This is a genomic window from Flavobacterium sp. TS_SC_5 (assembly GCF_056156265.1).
In genome coordinates this window covers 156,025-170,049 of record NZ_CM149588.1, presented here as the reverse complement: position 1 = coordinate 170,049, position 14,025 = coordinate 156,025, and the positions used below count along the sequence as shown (strand labels likewise).

The 14,025-nt window shown below is 34.1% G+C and carries 14 protein-coding genes; 8 read left to right on the top strand and 6 right to left on the bottom strand.

What is annotated here, in order from left to right:
* Window positions 1-54: 54 nt before the first annotated feature.
* Both AC0J6S_RS00750 and dnaA read right to left on the bottom strand, forming a co-directional pair.
* Window positions 55-522: a low molecular weight protein-tyrosine-phosphatase gene (locus AC0J6S_RS00750; RefSeq protein WP_474954995.1), complete on the bottom strand. Its 468-nt coding sequence runs from the start codon at window positions 520-522 to the stop codon at window positions 55-57.
* Between the two features lie 7 nt (window positions 523-529).
* Complete coding sequence (gene dnaA / locus AC0J6S_RS00745) at window positions 530-1,957, bottom strand: chromosomal replication initiator protein DnaA (protein WP_035674283.1); 1,428 nt, start codon at window positions 1,955-1,957, stop codon at window positions 530-532.
* A gap of 184 nt (window positions 1,958-2,141) precedes the next feature.
* On the opposite strand from dnaA, the gene AC0J6S_RS00740 reads away from it, so the two are divergent.
* On the top strand, window positions 2,142-2,546 hold the full coding sequence (locus AC0J6S_RS00740; protein ID WP_474954994.1) for an acyl-CoA thioesterase: 405 nt from the start codon (window positions 2,142-2,144) through the stop codon (window positions 2,544-2,546).
* 29 nt (window positions 2,547-2,575) lie between these two features.
* Here the strand turns inward: AC0J6S_RS00740 and AC0J6S_RS00735 are convergent, their stop codons facing one another.
* From AC0J6S_RS00735 to ribD, 3 genes are read right to left on the bottom strand one after another with little or no spacing between them, the layout of a single operon-like run.
* A complete protein-coding gene (locus AC0J6S_RS00735; protein ID WP_474954993.1) occupies window positions 2,576-3,199 on the bottom strand; it encodes an IMPACT family protein in 624 nt (207 codons plus the stop codon).
* 58 nt (window positions 3,200-3,257) lie between these two features.
* A complete protein-coding gene (locus tag AC0J6S_RS00730) occupies window positions 3,258-3,860 on the bottom strand; it encodes an HAD family hydrolase (protein WP_474954992.1) in 603 nt (200 codons plus the stop codon).
* A complete protein-coding gene (gene ribD, locus AC0J6S_RS00725) occupies window positions 3,853-4,896 on the bottom strand; it encodes a bifunctional diaminohydroxyphosphoribosylaminopyrimidine deaminase/5-amino-6-(5-phosphoribosylamino)uracil reductase RibD (RefSeq protein WP_474956307.1) in 1,044 nt (347 codons plus the stop codon). Before ribD ends, AC0J6S_RS00730 begins: the two co-directional genes overlap by 8 nt.
* A 137-nt stretch (window positions 4,897-5,033) precedes the next feature.
* On the opposite strand from ribD, the gene AC0J6S_RS00720 reads away from it, so the two are divergent.
* Window positions 5,034-5,519 carry a GNAT family N-acetyltransferase gene (locus tag AC0J6S_RS00720; RefSeq protein ID WP_474954991.1) on the top strand — a complete coding sequence of 162 codons (486 nt, stop codon included), beginning with the start codon at window positions 5,034-5,036 and terminating at the stop codon, window positions 5,517-5,519.
* A gap of 52 nt (window positions 5,520-5,571) precedes the next feature.
* Window positions 5,572-6,426: a peptide chain release factor N(5)-glutamine methyltransferase gene (gene prmC / locus AC0J6S_RS00715; protein ID WP_474954990.1), complete on the top strand. Its 855-nt coding sequence runs from the start codon at window positions 5,572-5,574 to the stop codon at window positions 6,424-6,426.
* A gap of 223 nt (window positions 6,427-6,649) precedes the next feature.
* Here prmC and AC0J6S_RS00710 read toward each other — a convergent pair whose 3' ends face one another.
* Entirely contained in the window at window positions 6,650-7,894 is a 1,245-nt protein-coding gene (locus tag AC0J6S_RS00710) for an ABC transporter permease (protein WP_474954989.1), read from the bottom strand.
* A gap of 232 nt (window positions 7,895-8,126) precedes the next feature.
* On the opposite strand from AC0J6S_RS00710, the gene AC0J6S_RS00705 reads away from it, so the two are divergent.
* From AC0J6S_RS00705 to AC0J6S_RS00685, 5 genes are all read left to right on the top strand, one after another.
* A complete protein-coding gene (locus tag AC0J6S_RS00705) occupies window positions 8,127-9,215 on the top strand; it encodes a hypothetical protein (RefSeq protein WP_474954988.1) in 1,089 nt (362 codons plus the stop codon).
* Window positions 9,216-9,339: 124 nt separating this feature from the next.
* The gene (gene hisS, locus AC0J6S_RS00700; RefSeq protein WP_474954987.1) at window positions 9,340-10,716 is read left to right on the top strand and encodes a histidine--tRNA ligase; all 1,377 of its coding nucleotides are present in this window, start codon (window positions 9,340-9,342) and stop codon (window positions 10,714-10,716) included.
* Between the two features lie 293 nt (window positions 10,717-11,009).
* Complete coding sequence (locus AC0J6S_RS00695) at window positions 11,010-11,582, top strand: nucleotide exchange factor GrpE (protein WP_474954986.1); 573 nt, start codon at window positions 11,010-11,012, stop codon at window positions 11,580-11,582.
* 78 nt (window positions 11,583-11,660) lie between these two features.
* Window positions 11,661-12,779: a molecular chaperone DnaJ gene (gene dnaJ, locus AC0J6S_RS00690; protein WP_474954985.1), complete on the top strand. Its 1,119-nt coding sequence runs from the start codon at window positions 11,661-11,663 to the stop codon at window positions 12,777-12,779.
* Window positions 12,780-13,063: 284 nt separating this feature from the next.
* On the top strand, window positions 13,064-13,984 hold the full coding sequence (locus tag AC0J6S_RS00685) for an ABC transporter ATP-binding protein (RefSeq protein WP_474954984.1): 921 nt from the start codon (window positions 13,064-13,066) through the stop codon (window positions 13,982-13,984).
* Window positions 13,985-14,025 lie beyond the last annotated feature (41 nt).

The window sequence follows — 14,025 nt, the reverse complement described above, 5'->3', positions numbered from 1 at the left end:
GTGTGGTTTGGTCAGGATTGTATTATGAACCCACAGTAATTTTTTACAGAAAAATTATGTGTGCTTCGCTATTAGTTTTTTTGCAATTATCTCGCAAACTTCATCTAGCATGTTGTGAACAATTTCGAAACCATTTGGTAAACCAAAATAAGGATCGGGAACATCTACTTTTTCGTTTGGGAATAATTCGTTCAAAATAAGCTGAACTTTTTCTTTTTGTTGTTGGTTTTCAGCAAGCTTAACCACATCCTCATAATTGGAGTTATCCATCACGTAAATGTAATCAAAGGCATCAAAATCAGTTGTACTGAATTGTCGTCCTTTTTGATTTGAAATGCTGATTTTATTTTTTTTTGCAACAGCAATAGAACGTTCGTCAGGCGCGTGACCAATATGCCAAGAGCCCGTTCCTGCAGAATCAACTGTGAATTTGTCTTTAGGAAGTTTGGCAGCCAAAATACCTTCAGCCAACGGGGACCGGCAAATATTTCCTAAACAAACCATTAAAATTTTTACGGACATGATGCGTTTACAACGTTAATTTTTTATTGATATCTTCCACAAATTTCTTGAATTGTTTGTCGGTGGCCACTAAATTATCAACAGTTTTACAGGCGTGTAACACCGTTGCATGATCGCGGTCACCAATTTGGGAACCAATATTAGCTAAGGAAGCTTTCGTAAATTTCTTTGCAAAAAACATGGCTAACTGACGCGCCTGAACTACGTGTCTTTTTCTTGTTTTCGACTGTAATGTTTCTAAATCCAATTGGAAATAATCCGAAACAATTTTTTGAATATAATCGATGGAAATTTCTCTTTTTACATTTTTCACAAATTTTTCAACAACACTTTTTGCCAATTCCAGTGTCACTTCTTTTTTATTGAAAGACGATTGTGCTATTAGTGAAATGATTGCTCCTTCTAATTCTCTAACATTTGATTTGATGTTGCGGGCAACATATTCTATGATTTCCTCAGGGATTTCTACACCATCTCTATACAATATGTTTTTCAGGATTGAAATTCTGGTTTCATAATCCGGTTGGTGTAACTCCGCAGATAATCCCCATTTGAAACGGGATAATAAACGCTGTTCAATATCTTGCATGTCAACAGGCGCCTTATCAGAAGTTAAGATTACCTGTTTGCCATTTTGATGCAAATAATTAAATATATGGAAAAATACGTCCTGAGTTCCTGATTTACCAGAAAGGAACTGTACGTCATCAATAATTAAAACATCAATTAATTGATAGAAATGGATGAAATCATTACGGTTGTTTTTCTTAACCGAGTCGATATATTGCTGTGTGAAAATTTCAGCTGAAATGTATAAAACGGTTTTTTCAGGGTATTTGTCTTTTATTTCTACACCAATAGCGTGTGCCAAGTGTGTTTTTCCAAGACCAACTCCACCAAAAATTAACAAAGGATTAAACGAGGTTCCACCAGGTTTATTGGCGACAGCCATACCTGCAGAACGTGCTAATCTATTTGAATCTCCTTCTAAGAAATTATCAAAACTATAATTTGCATTAAGTTGCGATTCGATTTTTAGATTTCGAATCCCCGGAATAACAAATGGGTTTTTTAATTCTGGGTTTAAATTTTTAAATGGAGCATCAACTTCCTGTGGTTTCATGGGAACTCTATTCGCACTTGGCAACTGCTCCGTAAACGGTTGTTTATTGCCATAAGTGTTTTCCATTCTGATTTTATAAAGTAACTTAGCGTTTTTTCCAAGTTCTTTGGTCAGGGCCACTTTTAGTAATTTTACATAGTGCTCTTCTAACCATTCATAGAAAAATTTACTTGGAACTTGAATATATAATGCATTATCGGTAAGTTCAACTGATTTGATTGGTTCGAACCAAGTTTTGTACGCTTGGTCTTGGATGTTGTCTTTTATGAAAGACAAACAGTTTTCCCATACTGATTGAGCAGTTTTGTTCATATATTCTATTAAATTGTTTTTAATTGGTAATTGTTATCTTACTAAAAAAAAGGCGTTTTGTTATTTATTATCGGGGTAACAAATATGTGAACAAATTTTTGTAAAAAAAAATATATAGGGTAATAATTTCACGAATTATTGTTGTAAGGCACTCTTTGAAATTTAAATTTTTAATACATAATTAATGAAAGATCATCAAATAGAAGTTAGGGTTCGTTACTCAGAAACCGACCAAATGGGGGTTGTATATCATGGGAATTATATCCCATATTTTGAAATAGGAAGAGTGGAATGGCTCAGAAACAAAGGGATTTCATATAAAAGTATGGAAGAAAGCGGTATAGCGCTACCCATAGTTTCGATGAACATAAATTATAAAAAATCAGCTCGGTATGATGAGTTGTTAACGGTTCATACGGTTTTCAAAAATCAGAGTTCGGTGAAGATAGAATTTGATTGTGCTATTTATAATGAGTCGAATGAGTTATTAACAACAGCCCAATTTATTCTGGTTTTTGTGTCCTTAAAAACGGGTCGACCAACAGCTCCTCCGGATTATATTTTGGAATTGTTAAAAACTATGGAATAAATTATAAAAGAGGCAATTTTGTAGCGAAATTAAAGTCGATTTATTTTGATTTCAAACATCGAATTAAAAATGTCGAATACCATTTCGGCACTTTTTTTTCGTGTTTTTAGTTCAATTTTTCCAATCGGAAGCGTAGTTATTTCATCTATTTCCATTTCCTGGGATACCATTTCCAACTTTTTTTCCTTGATTACACGCATCACTTTATTCATGTTTTTGTAATCAAAAGTGATTTCAAAATGAATATCTATTGTTTTTTCGACAATGTTGCAACTTTCAAGAACCAGCTGCGCAGTAGTTTTATAAGCCGAAATCAATCCGCCAACTCCTAATTTTACTCCACCAAATATCCTAACCACAACTATCAATACATTTGTGACTGTAAAGGACTGAATTTGTCCATAAATAGGCATTCCGGCACTATTACTTGGTTCTCCGTCATCATTTGCTCTGTAAATTATTGCATCACTGCCCATTTGGTAGGCATAACAAAAATGTCCTGCATTAGGGTGCTGCTTTCGCAAAATTTCAAGGAGTGGTTTTACCTCTTCATCGGTTTTGATTGGATACGCATAACCAAAAAACTTGCTGTTTTTTTCTTTAAATAGAATTTGCTCGGATGGGATTTCAATAGTGCGGTAGGTATCTTTCAATTTGAATACAAAAGGGAGTGAAATTTAAATTAGAATTAGCTTGCTGAGGTAGTTGCTGTCAAATTATCTTTTTGTCCAATAAATGAATGACATCTTCTTCTCCCACTTGTAAATTCCAAACTTCAAATCCTAAAGCGAATGCGGCATCTGTATTTTCTTTTTTATCATCTACAAATAACGTTCGTTTTGGAGCTAATTCATGGTTGTTTATCAGATGATTGAATGTTTCAGGATTTGGTTTTCTCAAGCCAAGTTCAAATGAAAAATAAACTTTTTCAAAACATTGATAAAAATCCCTGTAAAATGAAACTCCATGCGTTTGCTCGAAATTTTCGATGTGAATTGCATCCGTATTGGATAATAAGAAAAGACGGTATTTCTCAGAAAGCATTTGCAGAAATTCTAATCGATACAACGGAAAGTCAAGAAGTATTGCGTTCCAGGCGGACAATATTTCCTTTATGCTGGCAGTAGGAATGTGTTTTTGAATTCCAAAAAGGAAGTTTTCACGGGAAATTTGCCCAGTTTCAAACTGTTTATTCAAAAAATCCAGATCGTCATTCCATTCTTTTAAGCCTAATTTTTCAAAAGCAGTAATGGTGGCTTGCTTATCTAAATTGATAAAAACATCTCCAAAATCAAAAATGATAGTATTAATCATGGTTTCTAAAAATTATAAGTTCGTCAGCACCAACAAAATGTTTTTCGAACTGTTTATTAACAAGAATAGGCGCTTTGATTCCATTTTTAAATGGGATCTTTCCAACAAATATTCGTGCTTCATCCCAAAGATTGGCATCGATAAAAGTTTGTAAAGTTTGTCTTCCGCCTTCAATAATAACGGATTGAATTTGATTTTTATATAACGATTGAATAACTTGCTGTGCTACATTTTTTTTAAAATCGATTGTTTCAAAGATACTGTTTTCTTTTTCAAGAGTAGTTTTAAATCTGGAAAATAGGATAGTTTTAACTTGATTATCAAGGATATGATTGTCTTTTGGGATTCGGTTATTTTGGTCTAAAACCACTCGAATCGGATTGTTTCCATACCAATCTCTGGCATCTAGTTTTGGATTATCATCAATAACCGTTTGAGTTCCCACGAGAATCGCTTGTTCTTCAGTACGCCACTTGTGTACTAATTGTCTAGAGTACGTATTGGTAATCCACACCGGTTTTCTTTCTAATTTTTCAGTGGGTGCAATAAAGCCATCTTGACTTTCGGCCCATTTCAAAATGATATAAGGTCTTTTCTTTTCGTGAAAAGTAAAGAACCTTTTATTAAGTTCATGACATTCCTTTTCAAGGATGCCTACGGTGACATGTATTCCGGCTTCAATCAGTTTTTTGATTCCGTTTCCAGCTACTTTTACATTAGGATCCACTGTACCTATGACCACATTTGGAATTTTATTTTTGATAATTAAATCACAACATGGAGGTGTTTTTCCGAAATGACTGCAGGGCTCCAGACTCACATAAATCGTGGCTTTTTTCAATAATGATTTGTCCTTTACGGAATTTACAGCATTGACCTCGGCATGTGGTTCTCCTGATTTTTTATGCCAGCCTTCGCCAATGATTTTATCTTTATAAACTATAACACTGCCCACTAACGGATTTGGATACGTTGTTCCCAAGCCATTTTTGGCTAATTCGATGCATCTTTTGATGTATTTTTCATGTATTTTCACCACACAAAAGTAGTAATTTTGGAGGTTAGCCCCAATCCTGTATCGAAACTTCGGAAGCGATTTGGGATTTGTTTGAAACTTTTTAAAATAATAGCAAACAATTTCTATTTTTGCAGGTATAATTAGATTTTGAAAAAATGGAAAATTACATTATCAGAAAAATAAATAAAGAGGACAATCCAGAAGTAGCACAATTAATTCGTGCCATTTTTGACGAGATGGATATTCCAAAAGTAGGAACGGCTTATGAAGATCCGTATTTGGATTTGATGTATGAAGAGTACAATAAACCAAAATCCGTGTATTATGTAGTGGAGAACAACGGAAGAATTGTGGGTGTAGCCGGAATTGCTCCGCTTGCAAATGAAGCAGATAGCATTTGCGAATTACAGAAAATGTATTTCTTGCCTGAAACACGCGGCATTGGAATTGGAACTGAAATGATGGAAGTGTGTATTCAAAGTGCTAGGAATTTTGGTTTCGAAAAATGCTATTTGGAAACGATGCCATTTATGCTTGATGCACAAAAATTATATAAAAAGACAGGTTTTGAATATATTTCTGGTCCTATGGGAAGTACTGGTCATGTTAGTTGTCCGGTTTGGATGCTAAAAGAGTTGTAAGTTTTAAAAGTTGAATTGCCGAATTGCTTCATAGCATCGATACCACTATAAAATGAAAATCAAAGAATACAGAAGCCAGTTTATTCAGCAACTTACACCCATTTGCGATGCAGGTGAGGCCGAGAGTTTTTTTTATTTGGTTCTCGAGGATAAACAGCAATTAAAAAGAATTGACTTGGCTTTACATCCTGATTTGGTTTTTTCGGAGGAAGAAATTGTAGTTTGGAACTTGATTTTAGAACAATTGAAACAGGAGATTCCGATTCAATATTTGTTGGGAAAAACCAGTTTTTATGGTTTGGATTTTGAAGTCAATGAAAATGTTTTGATTCCAAGACCAGAAACCGAAGAATTGGTCGAATGGATTATTGAAAGTCAAAAGTCAAAAGGAGAAAATAAAAAAATCCGTATTTTGGATATTGGAACAGGAAGCGGTTGCATCGCAATTTCTTTGGCAAAAAATATTCAAGATGCTCAGGTTTTTGCGATTGATGTTTCTGAAAAAGCTTTGGCTACAGCCCAAAAAAATGCAGAAATCAACTCTGTAAACGTTACTTTTATCAATCAAAACATTCTTGAAGCAGACGATTTAGTGCAACAATTTGATATTGTTGTGTCCAATCCGCCTTATGTCCGGAATCTTGAAAAGGTAGAAATCAAGAAAAATGTTTTGGACAATGAACCACATTTGGCACTTTTTGTAGAAGATAACGACGCATTAATTTTTTACAAAAAAATAGCCGAATTAGCTCAGAAAAACCTCTCTGAAAATGGTCAGTTGTACTTTGAAATCAATCAATATTTAGGTAAGGAAATGATTGATTTACTCGAAAAAATGAACTTCAAAAACATCGAATTGCGAAAAGATATTTACGGGAACGATCGCATGATTAGTTGTCATCGCTAGGAACGAAGCGATGTTATTTAATTTAGGTTGCTGTACCTGTAAAAGTACTTGTATTACGCGGTTTGCGTGAGGGGTAGAAGCTAGTTACCTTGTAACGCGGATGACCCGACCGTATTAAAAAAAGGGGCTATTAACTCATATGGTTAATAGCCCCTTTTCTTAATAGGGTCACGCCCAAATTTTTTTCCTGAAAAATTTCATGCAATGATTTTGAACACTACTATTATTCGTATCGTAACGCTTCAATTGGATCCAATACAGCGGCTTTGATCGCAGGATATAATCCAGAAGCAATAGCTACGATGAAACTGGTGATAAAAGCCGCCATAATAGCGCCCCACGGAATTACGAATGCAAAATCCATTGCAGTTGCAATACCAAATCCAATTAGGATTCCAAAAATGATTCCTACTAATCCGCCAAATTGTCCAATCAGCATTGTTTCAATAAAAAACTGAATAGCTATAGTCGTTTTTTTGGCTCCCAATGCTTTTCTGACCCCAATTTCTCGAGTACGTTCCGTTACCGAGACAATCATAATATTCATCAAAGCGATAGAAGAACCAAGAACGGTGATAATACCTATCAGCCAAGAAGCAAGTCCCAAATATTGAGTGATGCCTAAAATTCGGTTGATTAAATCATCACTGCGGACGATTCCAAAATTATTGTCTTCCACGGGACTTAATTTACGAACCCTGCGCATGGTGCTATTTGCATTGTCAATGGCTTGATCCAGTAATTCTTTTTTGCTAACCATAACGCTCACCGTATAATTGATGTTAGGCGCTGTAAATATGGATCGCGCTAATTGTATTGGGATCAAAACTCGTAAATCCTGACTGTTTCCAAAAGTTGATCCTTTCTCTTTTAATACTCCAATAACCCTAAACTTAGCGCCTCTTATTGAAATTATTTTATCAATAGGATTGACGTCTTTTAGTAATCCTTTCTCAAAATCAGAACCCACAACACACACATAGGCATTGTTGTCAATATCAAATCCTGTAAAATTGCGGCCGGCACTCGTTTCTAAACCGGAATTAGTCATAAAAAATTCATCGACACCTACAATTGAATTTTCGGGATCCGTTTTTGAAGATTCAAATTTTACTTCAGCACCAGAAGTAGCGGTAAATGAAAGTGAAGTTTCCGTAAAAGGATATTTGTATTTGTTTTTGAAAGCAACGGCTTCAGGATACGAAACAATAGGATTTATTATTTCGCGCTCGCCTCCGCCACGATTTCTAGTCGTGTTTTCGTATTGTTTAATGTTGAAAGTATTGGCTCCCATCGATGCAAAATCGGAGGAAATTGTGTTTTCCAGCGCTGAAACAACCGTAAGAATACTAACTAATGCCGTGATTCCAATAGCGATAATCATCACTGTAAGAACCGTTCGCAACAATTGCGTTCTGATAGAACCAAATGCAATCCGAATATTTTCTTTGAATAATTTTAACATCATGTAAGTTTGACACGAAAATACAAATTTTGTTACAAATTTTCTTAAGAAGACAGAATATTTATTTCAAATGAATATATTTGGTAGGATAAAAATCGAAATTTCCATTTTGAGAAAATATTTTTTTTAAAAACCTAATTTATAATTAATTGAAATGAATAATATTTTTTTTGCTTTTTTCTGTATTCTTTTTTTTAGCAATGTTGGGAACTCCCAAAATTTTAAAATCACTAAAATGATTGCTGATAAAACAACAAAAGTACCTTTAGAAAATGTTAGTATTTATAATGATAAAGATAATTCTACAACAAATCAAGAAGGATTATTTGTGTTTATTTCTGGCCAAAACGAAATCAATTTTAATTTGCTTGGCTATAATTCTCTGAAAACTACTTTTGAAAGAATAGAAAGGCACGACACCATCTTTATGGAAGCCAAAGCGTTTGAACTAAAGGAAGTTGTTGTGGCTAATAATGAATCGTTTATTAAAAAAGTCTATGGTAAAATGGTAGACAATTATAGTGCAAAGTACACTTCAAACTTTTTTTTAAGAAATGTACTCAAAAAAGGTAACAGCATTGTCGTGTTGCAGGATATTCACGCCAAAAGAGGTAAAAATTCATTTCCCAAAAATTTTAGCGAGATCGAAGTTTTAAATATGAGGAAAACTAGTTTTTTTGAAAAAAAGAAGCAGATTGATTTTGCCTTTCCAGATTTTACAGAATTTTTTGGTGGATTCTATCCAGCGTTGGATCAAAATATTTTTACCGAGGTGGATTATAATGATTTTGATTTTAGAAAATTTTTATTTGAAGCCAAACAGAAAAATGTTTTGGGGCAAATTAGTAAAGGGTATTTTATTATTAATAGAAATGATTATGCAATTGTCGAATTTTTTATAGCAATGTACGATAATCCTGAAGTAATTCCTTTTAAGAAATTTAAGCTTTCGAGTACACAATACAGGACCAAACGATACGAAAAACTCGTCACATACAACAAAAACAATACATTAAATAAATATTACCTCAATTTAGCAAAACTGAATGCACAAGTAGAAGTATTGGCTGATAAAAATAGCGATGAGTCATTTAATTACAACTTAACAATGGATTATTTTACAACCAATTCTATTACTAATGAAAAAGTGGAATCCAATTTTGCTGTTGACAAGGATGTTTTTAAAGCTAAATTTCCTTACTCGGCAACTTTTTGGAACAATCAAAATCAATTGCCTTTGACTAATGAGCTTAAAGATTTTTTGAAACGAGTTTCTGACAATAAAGATCAAAAGAAGGAATTTGAGATAATTGGAAATTTCTAATTTTTTTTATTTTAAAATCAGGATATTTGCAGAGAGAATTACGATTTTCAAAGTATCCATTACGATTTTGAATAAATCGATTTTGTTTTTGAAATTCGTATTTCGTAATTTGTAATTAATTAAAATGGCATCAAAACCGAGCATCCCAAAAGGAACAAGAGATTTTTCACCAACTGAGGTGGCAAAACGTCACTATATCATCCAGATTATAAAAAGCAACTTCGAGAAATTCGGATTCCAACCCATAGAAACACCATCATTCGAAAACTCTGAAACCCTAATGGGAAAATACGGGGAAGAAGGCGATCGTTTGATTTTCAAAATATTAAATTCCGGAGATTATTTGGCGAAAGCCAATGTAACGCACCTGGAAAATAAAGACAGCACAAAACTGACGGCAAGTATATCGGAGAAAGCATTGCGTTATGATTTAACCGTTCCGTTTGCGCGTTATGTGGTACAACACCAAAATGAAATTGAATTCCCGTTCAAAAGATATCAGATTCAACCGGTTTGGAGAGCAGATCGTCCGCAAAAAGGCCGTTTCAGAGAATTTTTTCAATGTGATGCGGATGTGGTAGGTTCTAAATCGTTGTGGCAAGAAGTAGAATTGGTACAATTATACGATACCGTTTTTTCAGCTTTGAGTTTAGAAGGTGTAACTATCAAAATAAATAACAGAAAAATATTATCCGGGATTGCGGAAGTAATCGGTGCATCAGATAAATTAATAGATTTCACGGTAGCGTTGGATAAACTCGACAAAATAGGCGAGGATGGCGTGAAAAAAGAAATGATTGAGAAAGGAATTTCAGAGGATGCGATTCTGAAAGTTCAGCCGTTGTTTAATTTCACAGGAACTATTTCGGAGAAAATAAACCAGCTTGCGATTTTGCTTTCGGAGTCCACTGAAGGAATGAAAGGCGTGGATGAATTGCGTTTTATTTGTGATAATGTTGCTAATCTTGGTTTATCGACATCAATTTTAGACTTGGATGTAACCTTGGCTAGAGGGTTAAATTATTATACAGGCGCTATTTTTGAAGTGGCTCCGCCAAAATCAGTTGCAATGGGTTCCATCGGCGGTGGCGGAAGGTACGATGATTTGACAGGAATTTTCGGATTGAAAAACATGAGTGGCGTGGGAATTTCTTTTGGATTAGACCGAATTTATTTGGTTGTAGAAGAACTGAATTTATTTCCGGAAACTGTAACGGCAACTTCCAAAGCGCTTTTTATCAATTATGGTGAAAACGAAGCTTTTTATGCGATGAAAGCAATAAAAGAATTAAGGAATGCAGGCATTAAAGTTGAAATGTATCCTGATAATGCGAAAGTAGCCAAGCAGTTTCAACATGCGGATAAAAGAGGGATTCCATTTGCTGTAATTGTAGGAGAGCAGGAATTGGCTTCTAATACTTTTTCTCTCAAAAATCTAATGACGGGCGAACAGCTTCCATTAGATTTTGAAGGTGTAAAACAAGCATTGTCAGATTCTTAAATTTAAAAGCAGAAAAAAAGCTTCGTTTTGGTAAACGAAGCTTTTTTAATATAAAATAATGGTGAATTAATAATTGTTTAGAATAGAACCTTTGGTTTTTTATCTTTTAAAAGTGTTCTAAATAAAAAGTTGCAACAAAGCTAAATAAAGATTGCTAAGATAATCTTAAAATAAACTTAAAATTTTAAGTCTACAGTAGTTATGTTGAGAAGAAAAGTCAAATCAGCAAAAAGATGACAATTTGACATTTTAAAAGAATTGGCAGTACTTTTGCAATCCAAAAAGGAATAAAAATGAAGTTTAAGAATATTTTTAAAAACACTAGTACTATGACTACTGAAAATACAGAAATCGATCAAGAATTAGATGAAACGACATTAGAAAATAATGCCAATGGGGAGCAAATGATTATTGAGGAATTAAGTGTAGAAGAGCAATTGACGCAAGACTTAGCCAAAGAAAAAGATAAATATTTACGATTATTTGCTGAATTCGAAAATTACAAACGTAGAACTACTAAAGAGCGTATTGAATTATTCAAGACGGCTAATCAGGAAGTTTTATTAGCAATGTTACCTGTATTAGATGATTTTGACAGAGCTTTGGTTGAAATTAACAAATCGGATGACGAATTGTTGACTAAAGGAGTAGAGCTTATCCACGAAAAATTAAAAAGTGCTTTAGTTTCTAAAGGTTTAGAGCAAGTTGAGGTTAAAGCTGGAGATGCATTTGATGCTGATTTTGCTGAAGCAATTACTCAGATTCCTGCTCCAAAGATGAAAGGTAAAATTGTTGATGTTCTTGAAAAAGGATATAAGTTAGGTGATAAAATTATTCGTTTTCCAAAAGTTGTAATAGGGCAGTAATAGATTCGCGATTAATCGCGTATTTATATCACGCATTGATTCGCACTGCAGTGTGTCTCTACAAAAGAAAAAATAAAAATGAAAAAAGATTTTTACGAAATATTAGGCATTTCAAAAAATGCTGACGCTGCTGAAATCAAAAAAGCATACCGAAAAAATGCTTTGCAATATCATCCTGACAAAAATCCTGGAGACAAATCGGCAGAGGATAAATTCAAATTAGCTGCTGAAGCTTACGAAGTATTAAGCGATCCTCAGAAAAAAGCAAAATACGATCAATATGGACATCAAGCTTTTGATGGTTCTGGTGGTTTTGGCGGAGGTGGTGGTCAAGGCGGAATGAATATGGATGACATATTCAGTCAGTTTGGTGATATCTTCGGAGGCGGTTTTGGTGGATTCGGAGGCGGAGGAGGCGGCGGAGTTCGTCGTGCTAAAGGAAGTAACCTTCGTATCAAAGTAAAATTGACATTGGAAGAAATTGCCAATGGAGTGGAGAAAAAAGTAAAAGTAAAACGTAAAGTTCAAGCACCGGGAGTATCCTATAAAACTTGTTCTACTTGTAATGGTCAAGGACAAGTGATGCGCGTTACAAATACAATTTTGGGCAGAATGCAATCAGCTTCTACATGTCCAACTTGTAGTGGTTCAGGTCAAATTTTAGATAAAAAACCATCAGAAGCAGATTCACAAGGAATGATTCTTGAGGATGAAACGGTTTCTATAAAAATACCTGCGGGTGTTGTGGACGGAATGCAATTGAAAGTTTCTAATAAAGGAAACGATGCCCCAGGAAACAGTATTCCGGGAGATTTGATTGTCGCCATTGAAGAATTGGAGCATGAGTTCTTGAAACGTGAAGGAGAGAATTTACATTACGATTTATACATCAGTTTTGCTGAAGCTGTTCTTGGAATTTCGAAAGACATCGAAGCTATAAACGGAAAAGTGAGAATCAAATTGGAAGAAGGAATTCAATCCGGTAAAATTTTGAGATTAAAAGGAAAAGGAATTCCAAGTATCAATGGATATGGAAACGGAGACTTATTGGTGCATGTAAATGTTTGGACTCCAAAGACACTGAACAAAGAACAAAAGCAGTTTTTCGAAAAAAATCTAACTGATGAGAATTTTATTCCAAATCCTGAAAAATCAGATAAATCATTTTTTGAGAAAGTGAAAGATATGTTTTCATAATAAAAAACTTAGAGACGCGATTTATCTCGTCTAATCAAAAAAATATATCCCCCCATCCTTGTTAAAATAAGGATGGGTTTTTTATGAAATCGCCACTAACAATTTGTTTGTTGCAAACAATTGAAAATCATCGAACTCCGATGAAAATAAAATATTGTGAGATAAACACCGATAAACATAAGGCGATAACATATATGCTACTTAAAATTAAATGCTACATATATGAAACTATTCTAAGTATTTCGATACTAATTATTTACTTTTACACCAATTAAAAAATAAGCATGAGTAACATTCTTGAAGTGAATAAAGTTGTAAAGCAATACGGTGATTATGTGGCACTTAACGAGGTTTCATTAACGGTTCCAAAAGGAAGTATCTACGGACTTTTAGGTCCAAATGGAGCCGGAAAAACATCACTTATCCGAATCATAAATCAAATTACATTGCCTGATAGCGGTGAAATTATTTTGGATGGTGAAAAACTGCAACCTAAACACGTTCAATATATAGGCTATTTACCCGAAGAAAGAGGATTGTACAACACAATGAAAGTGGGAGAACAATGCTTGTATTTGGCTCAAATGAAAGGGCTTTCTAAGGCTGAAGCCAAAAAACAACTGGAGTATTGGTTCGAAAGATTAGAAATTCAAGGCTGGTGGAACAAGAAAATTCAAGAGCTTTCTAAGGGAATGGCACAGAAAATTCAGTTTGTGGTTTGCGTTTTGCACAAGCCTAAACTGTTGATTTTTGATGAACCTTTTTCTGGTTTTGATCCCGTAAATGCCAATATTATAAAAGATGAAATTCTAGCGTTGCGAGAAGAAGGAGCGACCATAATTTTCTCGACACACCGTATGGAAAGTGTAGAAGAATTATGTGATCATATCGCTTTGATTCACAAATCCAATAAACTTATTGAAGGGAAACTGGACGATGTCAAAAGACAATTTAAAACCAATAGTTTTGAAGTGGGTATTTTATCAGAGAATGTAGAAGGATTGATGTACGCAATTACGCAGAAATTTACTGTTGGTCCAGCTAACTTTAAATCACTCAACAGCGAATTAAAACTGGAAATCCAACTAGGAAATGCTACACCAAATGAATTATTGAATATCCTCACGCAATCTGGACAAGTAACACATTTTGTAGAAAAAATTCCAAGTGTCAATGACATTTTTATTCAAACAGTAACACAATAGACTTTCTTAGACTTTTAGAAATCTAAAGGTTTATAATTCTA